Genomic DNA, 25001 nt, shown 5'->3' with positions numbered 1-25001 from the left:
AAAAGCGTAAGAACTGTCAATAGTTCTTACGCTTTTTATGTGTTATACGTCTGCTGGAGCTTCATCAGGGATAATTGCTGTGATAATAAGTACAACAACAGCCATAACGATAGAGACGATTACACCTGTCATGAAGTCAAATGGTGCCTCGACAATTGAACCTGCAACATAGTTCAACATGGCAACTAATAGGAATGACCAAACAAATGTCATAATATATTGCATGATTTTCACCTCGACTAGTCTATTTCAAACTTCATCATACCATAGCCGATCAAAACGATGAAATAATAAATAAATTTAATTTTGACGAAAAAGTGTCCTTGTATTGAAAAGTGAGCGATTTTCTTCTATAATTAACACCAGGTACTAATAATAGATGATAAGAAACGGGGTAGATGAAATGAGAGCAGGGCTGCTGGGTATGGGGAAATACAACCCGCCACATGTTTTGACGAATGAAGATTTGGAAAAACGAATAGATACTTCAGATGAATGGATTCGTACACGCACAGGTATCGAAGAACGCAGGATTGCAGATGATGATACGAATACATCAGACATGGCTTTTGAAGCGGCGAAAGAAGCGCTCGCATCGGCAGAAATTCGCCCTGATCAGATAGGTCTTATCCTAGTGGCGACAGTGACACCGGATTATACGTTTCCTTCCGTTTCAACAATGATTCAAGAACGTTTGGGTGCAAAAAATGCGGCTGCAATGGATGTTTCGGCAGCATGTGCAGGATTTATATATGGTGTGGTGACTGCAAAGCAATTTGTCGAAGCAGGCACGTACGATTATGTCTTAGTTGTCGGGGTGGAAAAGCTGTCTAAAATTACAGACTGGGAAGATCGCAACACAGCTGTTTTGTTTGGAGATGGTGCAGGTGCTACAGTTGTAGGGAAAGTGAGTGAAGGAAGAGGAATTCTTTCATTTGAACTAGGTGCGGATGGTTCTGGAGGTAAACACCTATGCCATAGAGAGTTCATCGAAATGAACGGTCGCGAAGTATTTAAGTTCGCAGTCCGTCAGATGGGCGAATCTGCGCTCTCAGTCACTGAAAAAGCAGGACTTACTAAAGATGATGTGGATTATCTGGTTCCTCATCAAGCAAATATACGCATTATGGAGGCTTCGCGTGAGCGCTTAGGATTGCCGATTGAAAAGATGTCGAAGTCCGTTCATAAATACGGCAATACTTCCGCAGCTTCTATTCCAATTTCATTGACGGATGATTTAGCGGAAGGTCGCGTCAAAGATGATGACGTGATTGTATTGGTTGGATTTGGTGGCGGCTTGACATGGGGCGCCTTATGTATAAAATGGGGTAAGTAAAACATTAAAAAGAACGAACAAGTTGATCTTTATTCAGCAGAAAACTCTCACCTTTACAGTTGGTCACATGAATACGATTTTGTTTCCTGTTCAGTGGCTGTTCAAACGCCTGCTGAACAAAAATCATGCCTCCGGCGGATGTCACAGATTTTGAGAGGAGTGAATTGTGCATGCACAATTCAAAATCTGGACGCAATTACGCCAAGGCGTAATTGATTATAGAAAGGAAGTTTAGAATTGGAAAAACGACGTGTAGTGATTACGGGAATCGGTGGCGTTTCACCAGTAGGAAATACCGCAGAAGACTCATGGAAAGCAGTTGTGGAAGGAAAATCCGGCATTGATATTATGACGCGACTGGATCAGGAAAAATTCCCGGTCCGTGTGATGGCGGAAGTTAAAGATTTCGATATCGAACAATTTGTTTCACGTAAAGACGCACGTAAGATGGATCGTTTCACACACTATGCCGTCGCTTCTGCCATGATGGCAATGAAGGATGCGGATCTTGAGCTGGATGATGAACTGGCGCTTCGCACAGGCGTGTGGATCGGGTCGGGGATCGGCGGTATGGAATCGCATGAAACCCAATTCAATACATTCCTTGAAAAAGGCTATCGACGTGTCAGTCCATTTTTTGTCCCCATGATGATACCGGATATGGCGGCAGGACAAGTATCAATTTTCACTGGAGCAAAAGGCATCAACTCCTGTTCGGTAACAGCTTGTGCTTCCGGCACGAACTCGATCGGAGATGCGTTTGAAGTTATACTTCGCGGAGATGCAGACGTCATGATCACTGGAGGAACAGAAGCGCCGATTACGTCACTTGCAGTAGCAGGTTTCATTGCAAGCACGGCACTCTCCTTGAATGAAGACCCTGAAAAAGCATCTCGTCCGTTCGATAAGAATCGTGATGGATTCGTAATGGGAGAGGGAGCAGGAATTCTGATCTTGGAAGAGTATGAACATGCGGTCAAACGTGGCGCAAAAATTTATGCGGAAATCGTCGGCTATGGTTCTACTGGAGATGCACACCATATCACGGCTCCAGCACCAGGCGGAGAAGGTGGCGCACGTGCAATGGTACAGGCGCTGGAAAAAGCGGAGATTGATCCTACGCAAATTGATTATATTAACGCGCATGGGACGAGTACGCCGTATAATGATTTATTCGAAACGATGGCTGCCAAAACAGTGTTTGGTGAACATGCCTATAAGTTGGCAATGAGTTCGACAAAATCCATGACGGGCCATTTACTCGGCGCGGCTGGCGGTATTGAAGCGATCTTTACCGTAAAGGCTTTGCAGGAGGGCATCATTCCTCCGACAATGAATTACGAAACTCCGGATCCAGAATGTGATTTAGATTACGTGGTCAATGAAGCACGTAAAGCAAACATCACCTATGCAATGAGCAACTCTCTAGGCTTCGGCGGTCACAACGCTTCGCTGGTATTTAAGAAAATATAATGAAAAAGGAAAGAGCACAGTAGCTCTTTCCTTTTTTTGACTTTTAATAAACGATGAAATGATAAAGTGAATTAACGTTGGAGGGGAAAGCTCGGATAGGGCACATGGGCTTGTGGTCGCTCTGTTCATTCTCTTCATGATCCATGCATCTACTCTTAATACTTTCCGTGCAAGCAAGTTGAAAGTACTCGTCTAAAAGGCATGTACTTATACATAAGATGAAAGAAAACGATAAAGGGCGAGGATCCGTTTGACGCGTTTTCTAGTTTTCCTATTCAGCTATTCTATTATCGTCATCTGTGTTGCCAATTTACTCTTCTACTTGAACTACGCAGCACTCGGTTACGATTATAAGCAAATTACTTTGTTTATGTTGCAGTCGACAGACTTTACAATGCTCGTCATAGCCATTATTTCGTTAGTGTTTACCGTCTGCGTCCCAAGCCCATCGCGGCCTCCATCTTCTTGAGAGTGGTGGAAGCGATGGCATTTGCTTTTTCAGCGCCTTGGTCCAGAATAGAATCCAATTCAGGTGAATCAATTAATTCATGATAACGCTGCTGGATTCCTGCTAAATGATTGTTGACCGTTTCAGCTACGCCAGCTTTAAAGGCGCCATAGCCAAGCCCCTCATATTTTGTCTCCAGTTCTGAGATGGACAATCCGCCTAATGAAGATTCGATGATCAATAAATTTGAGACACCAGGTTTGTTTTCAACATCGAATTTCACAACGCCTTCTGAATCTGTAACAGCACTTTTGATTTTCTTTTCAATTTCTTTCGGCGTATCCAGAATGGAGATCGTCGCTTTTTTATTTGGATCGGATTTACTCATTTTCTTTAAAGGATCTTGTAAAGATTTTATTCGGGCGCCGTTTTTTGGAATACGAACGGCAGGAATGGTCAATACTTTGCCATAGCGGCTATTGAAACGTTCCGCCAAATCTCTTGTCAGCTCCAAATGTTGCTTTTGGTCTTCACCGACAGGGACGATATCTGTGTTGTACAGTAAAATATCTGCAGCCATTAATGGAGGGTAAGTCAACAGCGCTGCAGAGACACCTTCAGCACCTTCAGATTTGTCTTTGAACTGTGTCATGCGTTCTAGTTCGCCGATGTAAGAGACGCATTGCATAATCCATCCTGCTTGTGCGTGAGCGGGAACTTCCGATTGAATAAAGAGTGTAGATTTTTCTGGATCGATGCCGCTCGCGATATAGGTGGCGGCAAGGGATCGGATAGCTTGTTTTAAGTCGTCAGGATTTTGCTGCACGGTAATAGCGTGTTGGTCAACGATGCAAAAGATGCAGTCCTCTTCATTTTGCAACTCTACAAATTGGCGGAAAGCGCCAATATAATTTCCTAATGTGATGACACCTGTTGGTTGAACACCTGAGAATATAGTTTTCATTGTATTTCCTCCTTTATAAATTGGCATAAAAAAACACCAGCCATCCCTATAAAAAGGGACGATTGATGAAAAGTAACCGTGGTACCACCCGAATTGCTTCGTTAAAAGCCGCTCTATTCCCTTAACGCGGGATACGTGTCGGACTACTGTTGTTCGTCCGTCAAGCTCGGGAGCCCATTCTTTTTGTACGATTTTGCCTGCTTCCACCATAGACAGGCTCTCTGAGAAAATCGCGTCAAAAATACTTTTTCCTTCTTCGCCATTTACTTATTGCTCTAAAGTATATCGATTTCGATTGGAAAATGCAACTTTCAGAAAAAAATAAGGATTAAATTGAAACCTTTCAGTACATCTGTACGTACTATAGAGGAGAGAGAAAAAGATAGAACGACTTTCTAAATGAGAATACCATTTCTTTCTTTTTAGTAGGTTTAAATCAATTCATTACTGGGTATAAAAAGAGAAGATGTTCAATTACCGCATAAAACAGCATCATTCTGCACAGATTTGTAGGAACTAAAGAATGTCGAAATTCTGTATAATTTTTTTGGAAAAACTATATTAATTGAGAATGATTATGTGTATAATGAGTAGTATGAAGACAAATTATAATAATTCTAAATTGAAATCTAAACATATCAAATCTAAATGAGCGTAAGCCGTGGGAAAGGACGTGTCAATACATGGGTGTTACACTTTATACATCACCTAGTTGTACATCTTGTAGGAAAGCAAAAGCATGGTTGGAGGAACATGAGATTCCTTATACCGAGCGTAATATCTTCTCTGAGCCATTGAACATTCAAGAAATCAAACAAATTCTTCGCATGACAGAAGACGGTACAGATGAAATTATCTCCACGCGTTCCAAGATTTTTCAAAAGTTGAATGTTGACGTAGAGAGTCTGCCGCTTCAAAGGTTATATGAATTAATTCAAGAACATCCGGGCCTTTTAAGAAGACCAATCATTCTAGATGAAAAAAGACTCCAAGTAGGGTACAATGAAGATGAGATTCGTCGTTTCCTACCGAGAAAAGTTAGAGCCTATCAGCTGCTCGAAGCGCGGCGAATGGTGAACTAATCTGAATACAAAAGCTGATAGGGATGACACACTGGATACATTTGTGCCTATCAGCTTTTTTGAATTGAAATTCCCTTGTATTCCTCTAGGATTTTCGCTTCAATGCTTAGGCAATTGAAATAAACCCTTTCGAAATCGGTTTGGTCGACATATAGTAAGAGTAAGCATTGCAAGTGAGTTTAAATTATAAAACAGGGGAAGGCCTGTTTGACAGAAGGGAGAGATAAGGGATGGAAATAGAGCGCATTAACGAAAATACGGTAAAGTTTTATCTTTCTTATGGAGATATTGAAGATCGCGGCTTTAGCAAAGAAGATGTTTGGTATAACCGCGATAAAAGTGAAGAGCTTTTTTGGGATATGATGGATGAACTTGGCGATGATACAGAGTTCGAAGTAGAAGGACCGCTTTGGATTCAAGTCAATGCTATGAATGAGGGAATTGAAGTGATTGTGACAAGAGCACATCTTCCGAAGAACGCTGAATCTTCACAATTTCCTTTTGGCATTGAAGACCCTGAAGAATTATTCGATCCGATTTTTGACGCGATCAATGAAACGGAAGAGGATAGTGAAGAAGAAGTGCAAGTCAATGATAAGTTGTTTGTATTCAGAGATTTTGATGAGCTGATTCCATTGGCATCTCAAATGGCTTCACTCGAAGACCCTTTTGAAACTCAGCTGTATGCATTTGAGGGTCGTTATTATCTCAACTTGCGGTTTGATTACACTCTTATAGATACGAAACGCGCCAAGGACATTATCAGTATGATCACAGAATACGGCATTCTATCTAAGATGTCGATTCATCGTATTGAGGAATATGGCACAGCCGTTATGGAGTCCGACGCTTTCGCTCAAATAGATAAATATTTTTCATAATCCACTGGAAAGCTACCAATAATTTGGTAGCTTTTTTTGTATGCGCCCTTAGTTAAAGTATGGCTTTTTATCAATCGTGAGGCGGCAGGCAAAGGAAGTGTCGTCACTGAACTCACTTCGGCGCTTGCGGATGGCTCCCGCGATGAGCCAGTCAGGAAGGGCCCCTGTCTGTCTCATCACTCCGCCTACCGCTTGTAAGGCGCCTACGTTTAGTGTGGGGAGAGCATTCTTTGCAAACTACAAAGCGGACACTGAAATATCTTCTATTTTAAACACCGCACTCTTTAATTTGTACGTAAAAGCGAAGCCGCAACTGCAGGGTCGGCCGAAGCCATGAGGCAGCTAGCGTTCTTTGCTAGGTGGCTCATGGCGGGAGGCAATCCCCCAGCGGCGAAGCGGCGACAATGTACACCCCTGTACCTATCTTGGACACATTAAAAATTCGAGCAACGAGATGATGATATATTACTTCTTTAAACACCACACTCAAGTACTTCCTGACACCAACAAAGGGGTCAGCCGAAGCCAGGAGACAACCCCAGCGGCGAAGCGATGACAATGCACAACCTCTGCCCCTTGCCATAACCCACTATGAGTCAAGCGACGAGACAACAAAATATCAAAAAACAATAACCTCATACAATAGTTCAGCAAAACAAAACGTCACAAGCTTTTAGTATGTAAAAAGACTTGCAAAATAATCAGTTAATTCGTAGAATATAGCTGGAAGGAGAGTGAACAACTTGTTGACAGCTCGTACAACTGGCGGGGAACTGGTGATCTTGACTAAACAATATTCCCTAGAACACTTAAGAAAATGGCGTGAAGACGAAACGTTCTATTGTCCCCAATGCAAAGAAAAGCTGATTTTGAAAGTCGGCGACGTTATGATACCACACTTTGCGCACCGTCAGCAGACCAACTGCCGAGACAGCTTCTCAGAAGGAGAATCTCCAACTCATCTGCTTGGTAAAACTCAACTATACGAATTGTTTTCCCGCCACGCCCTCAACGTCAACTTAGAACCTTTTTTAGTAGACGTGCGACAAAGGCCGGACCTTCTCGTTACTTGGCAGGATACTGCGGTCCCTATCGAGTTCCAATGTAGTGTCATTCCACTTTCGCTTGTCCAGCAAAGAAACGCTGGCTACCACATGCTAAACATGCTGCCGATCTGGATTGTCTTAACCCCTCAAACGATCCATGCCACTTCTGCAGCCACACTCTCTATTCGTATCTCTCAGTTCCATCATTTTTTTATTCGGCAAATCAATGACCGGATCACCATCCTTCTTACATACCATCCGCTTAGCGAACAATTTCATTACCTCAGCCATATGATTCATCTGCATGGTTCTACTTATGCCGTTCGCCATTTGATTTTGCGCATAGATAAACAAACGGTTCCTTTTGCTACGCCCGCAGCACCGAACCCGACAGATATAGAGGAGCTGACTCGTCACTATCAATCAGCCCGGCGAAAGTATCTTCGTTCTGTGATCGGTTACAATCCACTAGGAATTCATAATCGTTTTTTACGTGCGTGCTATGAAATGCGAATTCAACCGATTCAACTGCCTTCATGGGTTGGCGTGCCGACGGCGGGACAGGAGGCATTCAAACAGCCTGACTGTGAATGGCAACTGTTGCTTGTTGCAGCAATGCGGGAAACTAGAAAAATGCCTAATCAGCTTAATTCATCATTTTTTCGAACGTTTATTAAAAGATTTGAAGGAGAGACGGAAGATCAATTAAAAGCATGCAGAGTGTATACGGATTTTTTACGCCAAGAGCGCATAGATATCTACAGAATGGATAAATTTATTGGAGGTAATTTCGTGCAGGAAATTCTGGCAGGGCGATTTCTTGCAATGCATGCGAAGAATTGAGAAAATATAGTGGATTCGAATTACGGTGAAATGGCTGAAGGAGGAATTTGATTGACAACCGATCAAAAAGTTTTAACACGTGACGAAGTAGCTGAAGAAGAAACTTGGCGTCTGGAAGATATTTTTGTTTCCGATGAAGCATGGGATAAAGAATATCAAAAAGTTGAAGAGATGGTCAATGAAGCTGAGCAGTATAAAGGGACGCTCGGCAACGGAGCAAGACAACTTTTTGAGGCATTGACGTACCGTGATAAATTGGCAGAGCGTTTACGCAGATTGTATACGTATGCACATCTTAAAACTGATCAGGATACGACGAATGGTTTTTATCAAACAATGGATGGCCGTATCAAGTCACTAGTAGTAAAGGTGTCCACAGCATTGTCTTACTTTACGCCCGAGCTGCTTTCTATAGACGAAGAGCAATTAAACCAAACGATTGAATCGCATGAAGGTTTGCGTTTGTATAAACAAGAGTTTAAGGAATTGAATGCAGAACGTGCGCATATTCTATCAACTGAACAAGAGGCATTACTCGCTCAGTTGTCCGAAGTAACTGGAAATCCGGCTGAAACGTTCAGCATGTTGAATAATGCTGATCTAACCTTCGGATTAGTTAAGGATGAAGAAGGAAATGAAATCCAACTAACACATGGCCGGTATTCTCGTTTTTTAGAGAGTAAAGACCCTAAGGTGAGAGAAGCTGCATTTAAGGAAATGTATGCAAAATATGGAGAGTTCAAAAATACATTTGCATCCACACTTAGCGGGAATGTCAAGGCACATAATGTAAATGCGAGAATCAGGAATTATACTTCTGCAAGAAATGCAGCATTATCCAGCAATCATATTCCTGAACAAGTATATGAGAATCTCGTTTCTACGATCAATAAGAACTTAGACTCGCTGCATCGCTATGTTGCTTTGCGTAAGAAAGTACTGCAACTTGATACACTTCATATGTGGGATATGTACACGCCGTTAGTGGAAGACACAGAAATTAAATACACTTATGAAGAAGCGAAAGAGACGATGCTGGAAAGTTTTCATCCGCTAGGCGAAGATTATACCTCGATCGTAAAAGAAGGACTTGAGAATCGTTGGGTCGATGTCCGTGAAAACAAAGGAAAGCGTTCAGGTGCTTATTCTTCTGGTTCATATGGAACAAATCCGTATATCTTAATGAATTGGCAAGATAATGTGAATAACTTATTCACGTTGGCGCATGAATTCGGCCATAGTGTCCATAGCTATTATTCTCGGCAAAATCAACCGTTTATTTACAGTGGCTATTCAATTTTCGTTGCAGAAGTAGCATCTACAGTGAATGAAGCATTACTCAATGATCATTTATTGAAGGTAACTACAGATGAAGACAAACGAATTTATTTGCTGAACCATTGGTTGGATGGATTCCGTGCAACTGTATTCCGCCAGACGATGTTTGCTGAATTTGAGCATCTCATCCATAAGTTGGATCAAGAAGGAACGCCATTGACAGCTGAAAAATTAACAGAAGAGTACTATGCATTGAATCAAAAATATTATGGTGAAGCAATCGTCAGCGATGAAGAAATTGGTTTGGAATGGGCGCGTATTCCACATTTCTACTATAATTATTATGTCTATCAGTATGCGACAGGGTATAGTGCAGCAGTAGCGCTAAGTAAACAGATTCTCGAAGAAGGGGAGCCGGCAGTCGACCGATACATTTCCAACTTCCTGAAAGCTGGATCTTCTGATTATCCGATTGAGGTGCTGAAAAAGGCAGGAGTCGATATGACATCTGAAAAACCGATTGAAGAAGCGTGCCGTGTTTTTGAAGAGCGATTAAATGAACTCGAGCAGCTTTTGGCGAAGAGAGGATAAGCGATAGCTATAAATCTCTAGGTATGTTGTCGGAGTATGTGACATAAGGATGAAAGCGAGTATAATTTGTTGAAGTCATAAGTTAGATATGGTATGTTATGTACGTGGAATAAATCACATACCAAACATACACCCCTTTTGTTTGAACGTGAACATTTCTCCCATTCCCTTTGAAAAAGAGTATTCACTCCCCCCCAGGAGAGAATGCTCTTTTCTTTTTTTGTATAAAGAAATCCGAAGTGATCATTTTCTTGATCACCTCGGATATGAATAAGTACTATTTAATTAGAGAGCAATTTGGTTGTTTTTTACGCCAAAGCGTTCGATCTTGGAAAGGAATTCGTTCGATTTGCTGCTTGAGCAGGCGCTTCTTCAATTCGCGTTCTGCTTCTTTTTCTGAAATATGATAGATTTCGGCAACTTCTTTAGTGGTTAGTAAATCAAAACGATTGAACAATGAGCTAATGGATGGCGGAATATCGGGTAAGATCTGTTCGCCAATCAATTCCTCTAAGATTTGTTCGTAAATCCCATAATCATAGAGACCGCTCACTTTCAAACCTTCATCTTCAATATTGCTATTGAAAAATACGAAAGTCGGTGCTTCATCTACTTCCATTTCATTTCCTAGAAACATATCGACTTGCAAGGCGCGTATTGCTTCTTCCGACGTGAAGTCGACAATGAATTCATCTACATCTAGATTGATCCGTGCGGCAATTTCAACTAGCACAGAAAAAGATGTGACATCACGCTTCTTTAAAAACGAATACTCAAATAAGCAAGATAGGTAACGGAAGCCAGCCCGTTTCCCTTGAAATTCAGCAGCTTTCACCGCGAGGCTCGGGAAACATGGGTTTGATCGCTTTGTCGGCTGGGGGTCTTGTCTCTCCGTTAAGCAGTTCCTATTTAGTTTATTTATAGGTGTACGCAACGCAACTCTCAACGTAAAATAATGATCATATTCTACTTGAAGTTTACGTAGGAGCGGTTGGAGTGACCAGCAGTCCTTGCAGTATGGATCCAAAAATACATAAAGTTCAATTGGTTTTGCTGAAGTAGAATAGTGTAACGTATCATCAATAACAGTTAGATAGTTCACTGGTCTTCCTCCTCGTTCCTATTTACCATATGGTTGGCTGTTAAGACAAGGCGTTGATAATAGACATTCCGAAGCGGTCCCTCCAGTCCCACTTCATCCATTGCTTCTTCCATGCATGCAAGCCACGCTTTCGCGCGAGTAGGCGTAATTGGGAACGGCATGTGCCGTGCCTTCATCATGGGATGGCCGTGTTCTTCCGTATATAGGTTAGGGCCTCCTAAATATTGTGTCTGAAATTGTTTTTGTTTCCGAATTGTTTCGGTTAAATCTTCAGGAAATATTGGAATAAGGTCCGGGTGCACAGCCACTTTATCATAGAAGCGTTCAATTAGTTCATGTAACCTTTTCTCGCCAATCTCCTCAAAAGGGATGACAGGTTTTCGGGTCATTACATTCACACCCCTTCGTTCATCTGTGACTTTATTCTATCAACGAATTATTTTGTATACAAATAAAACAGCTTATTTCTAATTATTGTTATATAGCAGGCAATTGCTGGTTGGATGTAAATAGGGATTCCGAGAACCGTTGATTTGCGCTACAGGCGTGACGCTTTCCGCGGGGCGTGCGGTGAGCCGCTTCCTTCGCTTCGCTCAGTCCAGGGTCTCACCTGTCACGCTAATCCCGCTGGAGTCGCCCGCCTTTCACTCCAATCAACTAGCGTGTTCCTTAGAAAATAGTGAAGGAAACATCAAAACATCAAACTTTAAAACATATCTATGCTACGCCATCTGCCCGTAGTAATTCATGACTTTTTTGACGTATTGTTGTGTTTCTTTGAAGGGAGGAATTCCACCATATTTTTTTACGTTCCCTGGTCCTGCATTATATGCGGCCAGTGCGGTTTCTATTTTTCCGAATTGATCTAGCATTTTTCGCAAGTATTTGGCGCCGCCCATGATGTTCTGTTGCGGGTCAAAGCGGTCTGTGACACCGATGAATTTAGCTGTTCCGGGCATTAATTGCATTAAGCCGGCTGCTCCTGCGTGGCTCGTGACATTATTATTAAAGTTGGACTCTTGCTTGATGACAGCGGCAATCAGATTTTGCGGCAATTGGTATTTGTCAGCAGCTTGCTTGATGATGTCTCCATACGGACCTTGGTAGGTTGCACCGGATGATGGTGCAGCTATTGTTGGAGAGGAGTTCTGTAACTGGAATGCTGGAATATGGGCTGGCATGTATACTGGATTGGCGCCTTGGTAAAGCAGGCCGTCAGCAGCAGTGCCATTCACTGTATTCGATGAACTTACTGACCCTAATGTACTTTCTGTCATTAACTGCGTCAGCATCGATTGGAATTCGTTAGAGCTGCCTGAAGAGTTCGTGCTGAAGGACTGAACTGCTCCGAGCGTTTGCAGCGCGTTGATTTCTAGGAGTAACCTTAGATTTTGTAGGTCTAGGCTCATACTTTCTCCCCCTATCTATGATTTTTCTATTAGTTTTTCATTGGTCGATTATATCCATTATACCAACTTTTGTACCCGAATGTACAATAACAAAATGCAACTATGTGTGTCATATGGTAGACTGAACGTAAAGACTTGTATTAAGGAAGTGATCATATTGGATATCAAAAATAAAATAATAAAAGTGAGTCAGCAAGGGAATGAAATACACTTTATTTTGGATCCGGAAGCAGAGTGGCCTTTAGATAGTGTCCCTACAGGAAAAATGCTGACAGACACAGACCGACAATCATTTGTTTATGTATTTGATCATGATTCGGGCTATCAGTATGCATATTTTCCACAAGAAAGCTGGTACGGCCTTGTAGATTTGCTGTTGAATGAGATGGAACCTTTTCTAATTTGGGTAGATCAGAAAATACCTCTAGAAAACGCGGCAGAGGAACTACAGGCACTGGTATTGAATATCGAAGGCAATGATAATTATGGTGAAGCATTCAGTGCAGCTGTTGAGAAAGTCTTCCAATCTGTATTAGAACAGGAAAACTAAGCGGTATACGAAGAAACAAAATAGAAAGGAAGTGGCGTAATGAAATTCACAATTCAGTCTCGAAACGACGAACTTTCGAATAAGTTAATGAAAGAAGCGCGAGTATATTTACGAGATTTCGGTTTAAAGTATGATGAGGAAGAACCGGACATTGTATTGTCAATTGGTGGAGATGGCACATTACTGCATGCTTTTCATAAATACATACATCGACTCGACAAGACGTCATTCGTCGGTATCCATACAGGTCATCTAGGATTTTATGCTGATTGGAAACCTTCTGAAGTAGAAAAATTAGTGATTTTGATTGCTAGACAGGAATACGAAGTCATTGAGTATCCATTAATTGAAGTGACGATTAATTACCGCCACTCAGAAAAAAGTGCATCCTATTTGGCACTTAATGAATCAACAGTGAAATCACCTGAAGTGACATTAGTTATGGACGTTGAGTTAAATGGGGAACATTTTGAACGCTTTAGAGGAGACGGCTTATGTATGTCAACGCCATCTGGCTCAACTGCCTATAGTAAGTCACTTGGTGGAGCGATCATTCATCCATCTTTACCTTCGATGCAACTGACGGAAATGGCATCGATCAATAACCGCGTCTTCCGAACAGTTGGTTCTCCTCTTATTTTGCCCGATCACCATATCTGTACGTTGACTCCTGTAAAAGGGCCTGATTTCATGGTGACAGTGGATCACTTGCAATTGCTTCATAAAGACGTAAAGTCTATTGAGTACAAAGTTTCCAATGAAAAAATGGGCTTTGCGCGGTTTAGACCTTTCCCATTTTGGAAGCGAGTGAATGAATCTTTTATAGCGAGTGATTTAAGATTTGAACGTGAAGACAATGAACAGGATAGCTAATCATTTGTTTCAATTAGACTATGAAGTGGAAGAACAACTGATACTGCGAGATTTTTTAGCGAGGAAAGATATTTCCAAAACCACATTGACCGCCATTAAATATCAAGGCGGGGATATCTTGGTGAATGGTCATGCACAAAATGTTCGTTATATTTTACGGCCAGGTGATCAAGTTACCGTAGTGTTCCCTCCTGAACAGATGAGCGAAGGGTTGAAGCCAGAATTGGGTCCATTGTCTGTTTTATATGAGGACAAGACGATTTTATTACTTGATAAACCTGCAGGTCAGAGTACAATCCCTTCACGTAATCATCCGTCCGGAACACTTGCGAATTTTGTCTGTGGGAAGTTTGAAGAAGAGGGCATACTATCGACAGCTCATATCGTGACGAGGCTGGATACAGATACGTCAGGAGTAATTTGCGTGGCGAAAAATCGACACATTCATCACTTATTAAGTAAGCAGATGAATGAGCAGCTCTTTCATCGGCGCTATACGGCATTCGCGGAAGGTCACATCAATACTCCTTTGATTAGGATCGAACAACCAATCGATAGAAAAGAAGGAAGCATAATTGAGCGGAAGGTAAGTGCAGAGGGACAATACGCAAAAACAGATGTAACTCTTCTGGGTAATTATGTCAATGACGTTCAGGCTTTTTCTGTAGTCGAGCTGAAACTGCATACGGGAAGAACTCATCAAATACGTGTTCATATGCAATGGTTAGGCCATCCTTTAGTTGGCGATGATTTGTATGGTGCTTCGAGTCACCAATTTGCGCGTCAGGCATTGCATTGTTCATCTATCAGTTTTCTTCACCCGCTTACGAAGGAAAGAATGATATTTGATAGTCCGTTGCCAAGTGACATGAAGTACTACTTAAAGCAAAGTAAGACAGTCGAAATAAGGAGTATGTAATAATTTCCCGGGGAATAACAGAAGGATTTGATATGAACCGTAACTGCAGAAGGGAAGGTGTATAATCATGAACAATCAACCAGAGGAATTAAAAAATGAAGTCATCTATGATGAAGATAGCTTGCGTGAGTTGCTCGTAAACGAAGATATCCATTCATTTAGACAAGAATATTTAACCCTTCATCCATATGATCGAGCGATTTTTTATGAAAAAGTTGATCCGAAACTCCGAGAATTGATGTATTTCTATTTATCACCAAAAGAACTTGCTGAAATTTTTGAGACGAGCGAAATTGATGAAGATGAATACAAAGAGTTCCTTGAGGAGATGGACGCGACATATGCTGCAGAGATGATATCTTACATGTTTGTGGATAATGCGGTAGATGTCCTGAAAGAACTTGATAAAAAGCAAGTAGTCAGCTATTTGACATTAATGGATAAAGACGCTGCTGTTCAGATCAAAGCTTTGCTACACTATGAAGAGTACACAGCAGGATCCATCATGACCACTGAATTTGTTACGGTTCCCGAAAATTCAACCGTCCGTTCTGCGATGACTATACTGCGTAATGAAGCTCCGAGTGCCGAAACAATTTACTATGTCTTCGTCGTGGATGATCACCAGCGTTTGACTGGTGTCGTTTCTTTACGTGATCTTATTATTGCGGATGAAGATACGTTGATTCGTGAAATCATGAGTGATCGCATTGTCAGCGTGTCTGTTTCAGATGACCAGGAAGATGTTGCGCGAACAATCCAGGATTATAATTTTTTAGCCGTTCCTGTTGTCGACTTTCAACAACACATTTTAGGAATTATTACAGTCGATGATATTATTGATGTTCTTGATGAAGAAGCTTCAGATGATTATTCAAAGCTTGCCGGTGTTTCTACAATGGACACATTCGACAAGAACTCCTTTTCTGCCGCGAAGAAGAGGATACCCTGGTTGATCACATTGATTGTTCTCGGTATGCTCACTGCTAATTTAATTGATTTATTTACAGAAACGATTTCTCAGGTTGCTTTACTCGCTGTATTTATACCGTTAATTGCAGGAACTGCGGGAAATAGTGGTACCCAATCATTAGCCGTTGCCGTTCGGGGTATTGCGACACGTGATATTGAGGATGAAAGTAAGTTCAAATTGTTAGTGAGAGAAGCGGGTACCGGATTGATCACCGGATTAGTCTGCGCAATATTCGTTGTTCTGCTGATATTTATCTGGAAACATGAATTGGTCATTGCACTTTTAGTGGGTACAGCTACCCTTGTATCGATTTTTGTCGCTACCATTTCAGGGTCGTTCATCCCTTTATTCATGCATAAGATCAAGGTGGACCCCGCAGTAGCCTCCGGACCATTTATCACGACGTTAAATGACGTCATCAGTATTATTATTTATCTAGGACTAGCAACAGCATTTATTAGCTCCTTGTGAGGTGTAAATGCTGTTTTTTCTATTTGAACATTTGAAAACGTATAGAAAATTGAAGATAAACTGGAACTCGGAACGTTAGGCTTTTTGTTTACATATGCTAAACAAAAAGGATGTGAGAGGTATGCGTAATGCAGAGCCGTTATTGTTTATTAAGAGCCCGGTGATTCGGAAATTCATGTATACGCCAACTGTTGAAGAAGAGAGTACTTCTGTTTTTGAAATGGAGCATACTCGAGAAGCGGAACGAGTCATTGAATTGCCTCAATTAGTCGTATCGGATGAAGAAGTTTCAGTGGAAATAAATCCGCATATTCTGAGGAACTTGGATTATTTGGTTCATCCTTTCCGAAAAGAATTGTATCAGCCGATTGAAATTGTGACAGAGGAGAGAGTGGTAATGGGGAAACTTGAGGAACTGAAAGATGAAGTACTTTGGATGAAGGAAGGCGAAGATCTTACTTCAATCGCCATCCACGATATTAGAGACATAAAGTGGAAACAGCAATCATTTTCTATATAAATAGTAAAAGGCGAACCCGTAATTTCGGGTTCGCCCTTTTTTCGCATTGCAAGCGTTAATTCTAATTAAATTTTAGTCCTCATCGCAGAAGTCGATATACACATCGTCGATGCATTGGATACCGCAGAAACAGCTTAAATCAACAGTCAAGCACGTATCGGTGGCTCCGAAACCGTTTACTTGACAAATTTTTTCTACGCAGATTTTTCCGTTATTTGTAATATCGAAAGGCCTGCCATCTTTCAATGGTTGTAATACTTGAAGCGTTGCACAGCAAGAGTCAAATACTTTCTGTACGCGGAAGAATACGGAAACGCAGCTTGTTGATGGTGCTGGACCTGGTCCTGGTCCGGGTCTTCTGCCACTTATTTCATCTTCAGTTGCTCTCGGTTGCGGGCGAGGTCTATGATTCCTTTTCCCACCGCGGAATACGGCCTTGAAGTAGTCCCCATCGTCTGTTAACAAACTGAATACACGAGTATTCACACGACCGCGCGCCGGAAGAGTTAAACTGCCGAGCGGAGCCATGAAGCAATCCGTATCACATTCAACACAATCCACCTCTGGACTCGTGCTTTGGACACGTTTAATAAAACGCACTACCTCACAAATACAATTGGACTTGTTACAGCAACCATAATTCTCTCTTCCACTATCTGTTCTTTCACATCCCACTACTGTCCACCTCCTGTTTGTCTTTCCCTATACCTTATGCGGTGTGAGAAAAGACGTCAGGGCGTTTGCACCGGTATGCATAAATCGCTTAGGAATATTCCATACTATTTACAAGGAGGGAGATACTCTTGAAAAGAATAGGTTTGCTGTTTACTTTGCTCATTCTATTGACTGGCTGCAGTGAAAAAGGAACCAAGATCGAAAATACAACGGCTTATAATGAAGATAAGTTGGAAGAAGTTTTGGATCAAAACGGTCATGTCAAATTAGCGATAGCACTTCTTCATGAAAAGGACTTGATAACGGGCATTCGTGTGAATACATTTTCTCGCTTTCAAAAGAAAAAGATTGCATCGGAAATTAAAAAGAAATTAGAAAAAGCTTATCCAGATTTGACGGTTACTGTTTCTGCTGACAGTAAAGTGTTGTTGGAAACAAAGAAATTGATAGATAAAGAAAAACAAGATGAATACCAAAAGAAAATAGATAAAATTAAATCCATTGAAAAGGAGCAAACCTAATGGAACAAGAAAAGTATGCCCATTTGGAGAAAGAATTATCGCCTAAACCTCCCATTCTAAAAAATGTCATTAAAGCGTTCTTGGTAGGTGGTCTCATTTGCCTAATTGGACAGTTTATCGCACTTTTCTATATAACGTTCTTTGATTTTACGGAACGTACAGCGAGCAATCCAACAGTTGCCACGATGATTTTCCTTTCAATGTTGCTAACGGGTTTTGGTCTGTATAAAAAGATTGCTCAGTTTGGGGGAGCGGGTGCAGCAGTTCCTATCACAGGTTTTGGTAATGCGGTTGTTTCATCTGCAATTGAGCATAAATCAGAAGGATATGTGCTCGGTGTCGGGGGGAATATGTTCAAACTTGCAGGCTCTGTTATTTTATTTGGCGTATTTTCTGCATTTGTTGTGGCACTCATCAAGACAATTCTTGTGAAATTCGGTGTTGTTTCATGGTGAAGAATGGAATCCTGACCTTCAATTCTATGCCAAGTATTCATTCAGCCGGAGTTACTGCAGGACCTCTAGAAAAGAAGAAAAGTGTTTTTGCCCAGAGTTTTGACAAATTATATGAAGACGAGCGATGTGATTTGCCGACAAATGAGGATGGCCACAAACAGTTGATGTATGATGCTGTGATGGTTGCTCTCAGTAAAGCTAAAAAAGATGTCGAAAAAATTGATTTCTTTTTAACGGGCGACTTGGTGAATCAAATGACGCCATCTAATTTCACAGCCCAGGCTTTAGGAATTCCTTACTTAGGAATGTTTTCAGCTTGCGCAACATCCGTTTCTTCTATGATTACAGCCGCGCTGCTTGCAGAAGCTAAACAAGCAAATTGGCTCATCGCCGGCTCGTCTAGTCAACATAACGCAGTTGAACGGCAATTTCGTTATCCGCTCGAGTACGGTACTCAAAAAGCAGCTACTGCACAATGGACAGTGACAGCAGCAGGGGCTGTTTTGATTGGACAGAATAAGCCGGGAACTCCTTCGATATCTTGCGCCACGATTGGCAAAGTAGTGGACATGGGAATGACGGATCCTCTGAATATGGGAGCTGCTATGGCGCCTGCTGCGATGTCCACTTTATCTAGCCATTTAAACGGTCACAGTAAAACGGTTGATGATTATGACACGATTATCACGGGTGATCTGGGGAGCAGTGGATTTAAGCTTTTAAAAGCTCTTGCAAATGAACAAGGGCTACCCCATACGAAGAATTTTCGAGATGCAGGAGAAGAGTTCTATGGGATGGATCCTTCATTTTTTGCTGGTGCCAGTGGAGCTGGCTGTTCAGCCGCCGTGTTCTTTTCGGATGTATACCAGAAGTTGCAAAAAGGTGAATATCAACGTGTGCTGCTGATCGCAACAGGTGCATTGCTATCCCCATTGTCCTATCAGCAAGGAGATACCATTCCTTGTATCGCACATGCAATAGAAATTTCGATAAATGAGGTGAGTATGATATGATTTCCATTTATATTACTTCGTTTATTGTTGGTGGTCTGATCTGTGTCATTGGACAACTTTTGATGGATGTTGCAAAACTGACCCCGGCGCATACTTTATGTTCACTTGTAGTTGCTGGATCGGTATTGGATGGGATCGGTTGGTACGAGCCATTGATTGATTTTGCAGGCGCTGGTGCTACGATTCCAATCACTTCATTTGGGAATTCATTGACACATGGGGCTTTAGCAGAAGCGGAAAAACATGGCTTGATCGGCGTAGTGACAGGAATGTTTGAAGTGACGAGTTCTGGTATCAGTGCAGCCATTGTTTTCGGTTTGATTGGAGCACTTCTTTTTACTTCGAAAGGAAATGTGTGAAAATATATTAACCGCCCTCTCCATTTTGTTCTTCTCTGCATACGATAGAGAAGAAGGAAGGAGGGGTTTTTATGTTTGGATGTTATCCGTCTTACGGTCAAGGTGGATTTGGATATGGCGGCGGAGGCTGTGGAGAAAGATATGGCGGTTCTTCTTTCGTTTTAATTGTGGTCCTGTTTATTTTGCTGATCATTGTAGGCAGAAGCTATTTTTAAGGAGGAGATCTGAAGATGAATGATTCATTCTTTCGAAAAATAGAATCCAAGACAGGCGTCCCGATGGAAGAAGTTTTTGCCTTAGCCAACGCGATTCAGTTTGCCGATTTTAAAGATGAACGTCAAGTTAGAAAGATTGTACAAAAGGTGAGTCAGTTGGCTAGAAAAGACGTACCACAACACGTAGAAGATGAATTGGTCAATTCGATCATTCAAAGTGGAAAAGGGCTTAACTTAAACGATATTAATCACATGCTTGATGGGAATTAATTAAATATTTAAAAAAGATGTTTAAAAGTTTCTACTAATGGGTATACTAGATAGAAAGCACAGAATCTAAGGAGGTGCACGTCATGGGATATATTTTACCGATCCAACCACTTCAGGCTCAACAATACGCAGAGCGAATGAATAACGAACGTCATAATTTTGCTTATATTGGCCGAGTAAGCCCAGTACGTCTAGAAAATGAGGAATCTAGTTATTGGGAAGATATCTTGGAGGACGAGAATCGGCAACAAGTAGAGCAAATGGAAGAACGGAACATGAAGCGTGCACCGCTTCCTTTAGTCAAAAGGGGTCCGGTAGCTCCGAACCCAACGCAATTATCTCCCGAGATAGCGGCAGTAGTAGGAAAAGGTCTAGCGGTTAACACATATGTGTGAGAACTCTAAAAATACCCCTGTCAGCTAAACAAAGCTGACAGGGGTATTTGATTGGGCACAGCATTATGATTCATCTAGTAAGCTCTTTTCCATCGCTCGATGCGGAATGTCTGCATCCATAAACTCTGGTGAAGTGACTACGTATCCTAATTTTTCATAGAAAGGCACGGCGTATGCCTGAGCATTCAACAGAAGTTTTTTCATAGAACTTTTTCTCGCATGTTCCTCTAATGTATGCATAATCATATTGCCAAAATGCTTGCCTCGATGTTCAGGTAAAACGCAGATTCTTTCGATTTTTCCGTGCGCGTTGACTAATCCTCTCATTCGACCGGCGCCGATTGGATTGTCTTCGCTGTCATAAACGACAAAATGTGTAGCGTCTTGATCATATTCATCCAATTCCAAATGCAGAGGTACTCCCTGTTCTTCTACAAAAACTTTCTTGCGAACAGAGAATGCATCCTCCCTACCCTTATCATCTGTGACGATCTTCACTGTCATCAGCAAATCAAGACTCCTGGTCAAGACGAAATGTTTCGTACACTGTCCACGAACCATCTTCTAGTTGGTACAGTAAATGGATGCGGTCGATGAGTTCAGAATGGTCGACACCTACCATTTTCAATTGGCTGATTATATCGTCATGTTCTCCTGATGTCAGGTTTTGGGCAATTGTGATGTGCGGTGCAAACGCATAATTGGATTCTGCTTCATAAAAATTCGAATTCAAATCTTTGTGTAGTTCGAGCAATTCATCGTTCGGTGTAACCTTGAAGTAAATTGTATTCGTAGTTGGAGCGAATGTGCTTACTTTTGTGGCATTCAACTCAAAAGGACTGTTCTTGATCGTAATTTCTTTTAACGCTTTTGCTACTTCTTCAATTTCCTTATCGTTCGCTTCAAACGGATCTTTAAGAGTCATATGCGGTGTGATCAGCGAGTAATGCGGATCATATCTCTTACGATAGCCATTTGCCAAGTCTTGGAGTTTCTTTGAAGGGAATGCAACAATACCGTATTTCATTTAAGATTACCTCCTCGTGAATTGAGTGAATTTTAGTTCATCCACTTCAGTATATCAGAAAATAGTCGGACTTGTCTTTTATTATCCCTATAAGTTGTTAATTTGTAGGAGAGCCCGTCGGATATCGGGTTGCCATGATTTCCATGTATGATCTCCGTCTAGCTCTTCATAAAAATATGGGAAACCTTTTTCTTTAATCAATTCATGCAGCTCACGGTTGGGCGTTAAAAAGTCTAGTCTGCCATCAGCGGTTGTTGGGACTGCTGTTTCTTGTTGACCGATCACCTGGTAAATGGACAAGGCAGCTGGATCTTGAATGGACTTTACAGCTTCCATGACATGTTCATTGACAAAAGGAGAATGCAGGACGACTTTTCCGAAACAATTCGGGTATTTCGCTGCCGTCAGTAATGATATGGAAGCAGCTAGAGAATCTCCAATTAACATACGACTTGAGCCCATTTGGTATGTTGGATAGGTTTCATCAATATACTGGATTAATTCATGAGCTAGAAAACGAATATACGCTTGGTGGCGGTCGCCTTCAGGATGATACATACGTCTGCGCTCAGGAACTGTTTTGTACGGAATGCCAACGATGATGACAGGGTCGATCAATTCTTCTTCCATCAACCCTTCTGCAACACGACCGATTCGGCCTAGTTGAAAATAATCTTTTCCGTCTGATGCCAGCACGACGTTATGCTTGTATAAAGGAGAGTAATGGGAAGGTAAATAAAGCAATAGTTCCATTTCTTCTTGCAGTTCATTGCTGTAAAAACGAATTTCTTCAATCTTGCCTGGGTTCATTTTGTAGGACCTCCATAAATAATGTACACTTAGAAGATATCATACCGGTAAGTAATGGGGAAAAGCCAGTGAAAAACTATCTGGTATGAGGAGAGAGAGGGGAAATAATATGGTAGCAGGTAAAAATATTGTTCATTCCGATGTAGTGACGGCAGCTGCAAAAGATGCATTGCTTCGCCGTGGAGTAAAAATTGAAGATATCGCGAAAATCGTTTATGAGATGCAGGTACCTTACAACAAGGGCTTGTCTCTAGATCAATGTATCGACTCTGTAGAAAATGTCTTGCGTAAGCGGGAATTGCAGCATGCGATCTTAGTTGGTGTGGAATTGGATGAAATTGCGGAAAGAGGTCAGCTTTCAGCTCCGCTTCAGCAAATTGTCGAGTCGGATGAAGGATTATTTGGTGTGGATGAAACAATTGCGTTAGGAGCAGTTTACACGTACGGTTCCATCGCAGTTACGACATTCGGTCATTTGGATAAAAACAAAATTGGCATTATCAATGATTTGGATACAAAAAAGGGCATAGGCATTCATACATTCTTGGATGACTTAGTCGCTAGTGTGGCAGCCTGTGCTGCATCTCGAATCGCCCATAGAACACGCGACTTACAAGAAGCGGGCCTGACGTTTGAAGATGTACGGAATGGGAACAGCGAATAAATCAAAATAAACGCACAAATACTTTACTCATAGTATTTGTGCGTTTTGTTTGTAGATTGAGGAAGGAATAAATGAGAACCGGAAACCTTCTTATCTCAGTCTAGGCTCATGCTGGTCTACCTGGAGTCAAACGTCCTCCGCTCAAATGCTGTATAGCAGGAAAAAGGAAAGGAAATCTTCTATCCTTTTTTCTCTTTTTGACCCTTCATAAAATTCTCCACAGTGCTTTATCGATTTTATTTTCTAATACACCATTTCGAAGATCCAACATATTTACCTGGTTCAAATAGGGGTGTGAAATGAGTAGGTTTCCTTATATGAATTCTAAGATACTAGCATCCATTCTAATATGAAAAATATATAGTACAAACCATTGTCTTGGCCCGCACTACTAATATTAGTATGTTTCCGAAAGGCGCAGCTGAGCTACCTCAACTGAAAGTATATACTGCTTACGCTTCGATAATGCTTGGGAAAGCCATTCTTTGTGGTGGCTTTTCCTGTAGTGTTTAACGCGAATGATGAGACACGATGCTGAGCGAAGTGAGGAAAGCGGCTAATGTGCCTCGCGGAGAGCATCCCCTTAGCTGTAAACTAAAGCGTACTAATACCGCTAGAACAGCGTACAGGTATTTTTAGAAGTAGCAAGCATTTAAGTACAGTACTATTTAATTATTGCTAAGTGTTCGACTTGCCGGTTTGTTTTGAAAATCATTGACACACTAAAGCGCTTTCATGGTAGAATGGAAATGTCTATGACTATATTAGAAAAGGGGAGAAAGACACATGAAGAAAAAATCACTTCGCCTATTGGCGCTAGTTTCCATGCTTGCTCTTCTTGTTCTGGCTGCTTGCGGAACCGACAATGCAACAGACGGAGACAAGGATGCAGGGGATGGAAACAAAGAAGACGATAAGCAAGGTCAAGATTACAAGTTCTTGAGCTTATTAACTGGTGGAACGCAAGGAACATACTATCCGCTAGGTGGTTCTTTCGCAGAATTCATCGGTGAAGAAACCGGCATCAAAACGACTGCAGAAGTATCACAAGCATCTGCTGCCAATATGACAGCATTAAAAGATGGAGATGCACAAATCGCATTTGTACAAACAGATATTGCATATTATGCATCTAAAGGTGAAATGATGTTTGACGGAGAAGTAATCGACGAGGTATCCGCTGTCGGTAACTTATACCCTGAAACCGTTCAATTGGTTACATTGAAGAAAAATAATATTACAACGTTTGAAGATTTAAAAGGTAAAAGCGTTTCAGTAGGTGCTCCAGGTTCAGGTACGTATGCGAATGCTGAGCAGTTACTTGAGATTCACGGTCTTACAATGGACGATATTAAGCCACAAAACCTAGACTTCGGAGAGTCACAAGAAAGCCTACAAGCAGGGCAAATTGATGCGGCATTCATTACTGCAGGTACTCCAACAGGTGCTGTAGAAGGCTTGAACGCGGTAGCTGAAGTATTCATCGTTCCTGTAGAAGATGCAAAAGCAGATGAACTAATTGAGAAATATCCATACTATGCAAAAGAAATTATTCCAGCTGGAACATATGGTTCTGAAGAAGATACACCGGCAGTTTCTGTAGGTGCAATGCTTGTTATGCAAAATGACATTTCTGAAGAGCTTGGCTACCAAATCACGAAAGCAATTTATGAAAACGCTTCAAAAATCCAACATGCTAAAGGTGCATTGATCAAGGCTGAAAACGGCTTGGATGGGATTGGTATCCCTGTACACCCAGGTGCACAGAAGTATTTTGACGAAGTAAACAAATAAAAATAAGAAGTTTGAAATGATGAAGAGGGACGGTGAAGCGTTTA

The 25001-nt window shown here is 41.5% G+C and carries 29 protein-coding genes and 1 other annotated feature; of the genes, 20 read left to right on the top strand and 9 right to left on the bottom strand.

Annotation, left to right across the window (positions count from 1 at the left end):
* Window positions 1–42: 42 nt before the first annotated feature.
* A complete protein-coding gene (locus H7J92_RS04775) occupies window positions 43–225 on the bottom strand; it encodes a YjzD family protein (RefSeq protein WP_009765726.1) in 183 nt (60 codons plus the stop codon).
* A gap of 178 nt (window positions 226–403) precedes the next feature.
* Between H7J92_RS04775 and H7J92_RS04770 the strand changes: the two genes are divergently transcribed.
* Together H7J92_RS04770 and fabF are read left to right on the top strand one after the other, a co-directional pair.
* Window positions 404–1336: a beta-ketoacyl-ACP synthase III gene (locus H7J92_RS04770; protein ID WP_078817333.1), complete on the top strand. Its 933-nt coding sequence runs from the start codon at window positions 404–406 to the stop codon at window positions 1334–1336.
* A 237-nt stretch (window positions 1337–1573) separates the two neighbouring features.
* Window positions 1574–2809 (top strand): beta-ketoacyl-ACP synthase II, encoded by a 1236-nt coding sequence (fabF, locus tag H7J92_RS04765; RefSeq protein WP_078817334.1) that lies wholly within the window; start codon window positions 1574–1576, stop codon window positions 2807–2809.
* A 425-nt stretch (window positions 2810–3234) separates the two neighbouring features.
* On the opposite strand, the gene trpS is transcribed toward fabF, so the two are convergent.
* Window positions 3235–4221: a tryptophan--tRNA ligase gene (gene trpS / locus H7J92_RS04760; protein ID WP_078817375.1), complete on the bottom strand. Its 987-nt coding sequence runs from the start codon at window positions 4219–4221 to the stop codon at window positions 3235–3237.
* Window positions 4222–4272: 51 nt separating this feature from the next.
* Window positions 4273–4487 (bottom strand) — a binding site (T-box leader).
* Window positions 4488–4904: 417 nt separating this feature from the next.
* Here trpS and spxA point away from each other — a divergent pair.
* From spxA to pepF, 4 genes are all read left to right on the top strand, one after another.
* Window positions 4905–5303, top strand: coding sequence for a transcriptional regulator SpxA (spxA, locus tag H7J92_RS04755; protein ID WP_009765721.1), 399 nt, complete (start codon window positions 4905–4907; stop codon window positions 5301–5303).
* A gap of 230 nt (window positions 5304–5533) precedes the next feature.
* A complete protein-coding gene (mecA, locus tag H7J92_RS04750) occupies window positions 5534–6184 on the top strand; it encodes an adaptor protein MecA (RefSeq protein ID WP_078817335.1) in 651 nt (216 codons plus the stop codon).
* A gap of 743 nt (window positions 6185–6927) precedes the next feature.
* Complete coding sequence (locus H7J92_RS04745) at window positions 6928–8073, top strand: competence protein CoiA (protein WP_221835633.1); 1146 nt, start codon at window positions 6928–6930, stop codon at window positions 8071–8073.
* A gap of 51 nt (window positions 8074–8124) precedes the next feature.
* Complete coding sequence (pepF, locus tag H7J92_RS04740) at window positions 8125–9942, top strand: oligoendopeptidase F (protein WP_009765717.1); 1818 nt, start codon at window positions 8125–8127, stop codon at window positions 9940–9942.
* A 277-nt stretch (window positions 9943–10219) separates the two neighbouring features.
* On the opposite strand, the gene H7J92_RS04735 is transcribed toward pepF, so the two are convergent.
* The 3 genes from H7J92_RS04735 to H7J92_RS04725 all read right to left on the bottom strand — a co-directional run bounded on the left by H7J92_RS04735 (window position 10220) and on the right by H7J92_RS04725 (window position 12453).
* Window positions 10220–11044: a DsbA family protein gene (locus H7J92_RS04735; protein WP_009765716.1), complete on the bottom strand. Its 825-nt coding sequence runs from the start codon at window positions 11042–11044 to the stop codon at window positions 10220–10222.
* Window positions 11041–11433 carry a globin domain-containing protein gene (locus H7J92_RS04730; RefSeq protein WP_009765715.1) on the bottom strand — a complete coding sequence of 131 codons (393 nt, stop codon included), beginning with the start codon at window positions 11431–11433 and terminating at the stop codon, window positions 11041–11043. The genes H7J92_RS04735 and H7J92_RS04730 overlap by 4 nt, the downstream gene beginning before the upstream one ends.
* Window positions 11434–11766: 333 nt before the next feature.
* Window positions 11767–12453, bottom strand: coding sequence for a lytic transglycosylase domain-containing protein (locus tag H7J92_RS04725; RefSeq protein ID WP_009765714.1), 687 nt, complete (start codon window positions 12451–12453; stop codon window positions 11767–11769).
* A 157-nt stretch (window positions 12454–12610) separates the two neighbouring features.
* On the opposite strand from H7J92_RS04725, the gene H7J92_RS04720 reads away from it, so the two are divergent.
* From H7J92_RS04720 to H7J92_RS04700, 5 genes are all read left to right on the top strand, one after another.
* Window positions 12611–13003: a UPF0738 family protein gene (locus tag H7J92_RS04720; RefSeq protein ID WP_078817338.1), complete on the top strand. Its 393-nt coding sequence runs from the start codon at window positions 12611–12613 to the stop codon at window positions 13001–13003.
* Window positions 13004–13042: 39 nt separating this feature from the next.
* Window positions 13043–13876: an NAD kinase gene (locus tag H7J92_RS04715; RefSeq protein WP_009765712.1), complete on the top strand. Its 834-nt coding sequence runs from the start codon at window positions 13043–13045 to the stop codon at window positions 13874–13876.
* Window positions 13860–14795, top strand: coding sequence for an RluA family pseudouridine synthase (locus H7J92_RS04710; RefSeq protein WP_078817339.1), 936 nt, complete (start codon window positions 13860–13862; stop codon window positions 14793–14795). The genes H7J92_RS04715 and H7J92_RS04710 overlap by 17 nt, the downstream gene beginning before the upstream one ends.
* Before the next feature lie 67 nt (window positions 14796–14862).
* Entirely contained in the window at window positions 14863–16239 is a 1377-nt protein-coding gene (gene mgtE / locus H7J92_RS04705; protein WP_009765710.1) for a magnesium transporter, read from the top strand.
* A gap of 121 nt (window positions 16240–16360) precedes the next feature.
* Entirely contained in the window at window positions 16361–16759 is a 399-nt protein-coding gene (locus H7J92_RS04700) for a hypothetical protein (RefSeq protein ID WP_078817340.1), read from the top strand.
* A 72-nt stretch (window positions 16760–16831) separates the two neighbouring features.
* Here the strand turns inward: H7J92_RS04700 and H7J92_RS04695 are convergent, their stop codons facing one another.
* The gene (locus H7J92_RS04695) at window positions 16832–17434 is read right to left on the bottom strand and encodes a CotY/CotZ family spore coat protein (RefSeq protein WP_078817341.1); all 603 of its coding nucleotides are present in this window, start codon (window positions 17432–17434) and stop codon (window positions 16832–16834) included.
* Between the two features lie 128 nt (window positions 17435–17562).
* Here H7J92_RS04695 and H7J92_RS04690 point away from each other — a divergent pair, with 128 nt between their 5' ends.
* The 7 genes from H7J92_RS04690 to H7J92_RS04660 all read left to right on the top strand — a co-directional run bounded on the left by H7J92_RS04690 (window position 17563) and on the right by H7J92_RS04660 (window position 20662).
* The gene (locus tag H7J92_RS04690; RefSeq protein WP_078817342.1) at window positions 17563–17955 is read left to right on the top strand and encodes a hypothetical protein; all 393 of its coding nucleotides are present in this window, start codon (window positions 17563–17565) and stop codon (window positions 17953–17955) included.
* Window positions 17955–18410, top strand: a complete 456-nt coding sequence (spoVAC, locus tag H7J92_RS04685; RefSeq protein WP_078817343.1) for a stage V sporulation protein AC — start codon at window positions 17955–17957, stop codon at window positions 18408–18410. The genes H7J92_RS04690 and spoVAC overlap by 1 nt, the downstream gene beginning before the upstream one ends.
* Window positions 18404–19423 carry a beta-ketoacyl-[acyl-carrier-protein] synthase family protein gene (locus H7J92_RS04680; RefSeq protein ID WP_078817344.1) on the top strand — a complete coding sequence of 340 codons (1020 nt, stop codon included), beginning with the start codon at window positions 18404–18406 and terminating at the stop codon, window positions 19421–19423. The genes spoVAC and H7J92_RS04680 overlap by 7 nt, the downstream gene beginning before the upstream one ends.
* A complete protein-coding gene (spoVAE, locus tag H7J92_RS04675) occupies window positions 19420–19782 on the top strand; it encodes a stage V sporulation protein AE (RefSeq protein ID WP_009765704.1) in 363 nt (120 codons plus the stop codon). The genes H7J92_RS04680 and spoVAE overlap by 4 nt, the downstream gene beginning before the upstream one ends.
* Window positions 19783–19853: 71 nt before the next feature.
* The gene (locus H7J92_RS17825) at window positions 19854–19997 is read left to right on the top strand and encodes a YjcZ family sporulation protein (RefSeq protein WP_078817345.1); all 144 of its coding nucleotides are present in this window, start codon (window positions 19854–19856) and stop codon (window positions 19995–19997) included.
* A gap of 15 nt (window positions 19998–20012) precedes the next feature.
* A complete protein-coding gene (locus tag H7J92_RS04665) occupies window positions 20013–20267 on the top strand; it encodes a stage VI sporulation protein F (protein WP_009765702.1) in 255 nt (84 codons plus the stop codon).
* A gap of 83 nt (window positions 20268–20350) precedes the next feature.
* Window positions 20351–20662 (top strand): hypothetical protein, encoded by a 312-nt coding sequence (locus H7J92_RS04660; protein WP_078817346.1) that lies wholly within the window; start codon window positions 20351–20353, stop codon window positions 20660–20662.
* A 63-nt stretch (window positions 20663–20725) separates the two neighbouring features.
* On the opposite strand, the gene H7J92_RS04655 is transcribed toward H7J92_RS04660, so the two are convergent.
* The 3 genes from H7J92_RS04655 to H7J92_RS04645 all read right to left on the bottom strand — a co-directional run bounded on the left by H7J92_RS04655 (window position 20726) and on the right by H7J92_RS04645 (window position 22499).
* Window positions 20726–21166 carry a GNAT family N-acetyltransferase gene (locus tag H7J92_RS04655; protein WP_009765700.1) on the bottom strand — a complete coding sequence of 147 codons (441 nt, stop codon included), beginning with the start codon at window positions 21164–21166 and terminating at the stop codon, window positions 20726–20728.
* A gap of 7 nt (window positions 21167–21173) precedes the next feature.
* Window positions 21174–21689 (bottom strand): YjcG family protein, encoded by a 516-nt coding sequence (locus H7J92_RS04650; RefSeq protein WP_078817347.1) that lies wholly within the window; start codon window positions 21687–21689, stop codon window positions 21174–21176.
* An 87-nt stretch (window positions 21690–21776) separates the two neighbouring features.
* Window positions 21777–22499 carry an esterase family protein gene (locus tag H7J92_RS04645; RefSeq protein ID WP_221835632.1) on the bottom strand — a complete coding sequence of 241 codons (723 nt, stop codon included), beginning with the start codon at window positions 22497–22499 and terminating at the stop codon, window positions 21777–21779.
* Window positions 22500–22608: 109 nt separating this feature from the next.
* Between H7J92_RS04645 and H7J92_RS04640 the strand changes: the two genes are divergently transcribed.
* Both H7J92_RS04640 and H7J92_RS04635 read left to right on the top strand, forming a co-directional pair.
* The gene (locus tag H7J92_RS04640; RefSeq protein ID WP_040758313.1) at window positions 22609–23163 is read left to right on the top strand and encodes a phosphatidylglycerophosphatase A family protein; all 555 of its coding nucleotides are present in this window, start codon (window positions 22609–22611) and stop codon (window positions 23161–23163) included.
* Window positions 23164–23949: 786 nt separating this feature from the next.
* Window positions 23950–24957 (top strand): TAXI family TRAP transporter solute-binding subunit, encoded by a 1008-nt coding sequence (locus H7J92_RS04635; protein WP_009765696.1) that lies wholly within the window; start codon window positions 23950–23952, stop codon window positions 24955–24957.
* Window positions 24958–25001: the final 44 nt, after the last annotated feature.

Origin of the sequence: Sporosarcina aquimarina, assembly GCF_019748715.1 — a bacterium.
Lineage (GTDB): Bacteria > Bacillota > Bacilli > Bacillales_A > Planococcaceae > Sporosarcina > Sporosarcina newyorkensis.
Note: the sequence above shows the minus strand (reverse complement) of the source record. Positions and strands in the feature narration are given on the sequence as shown.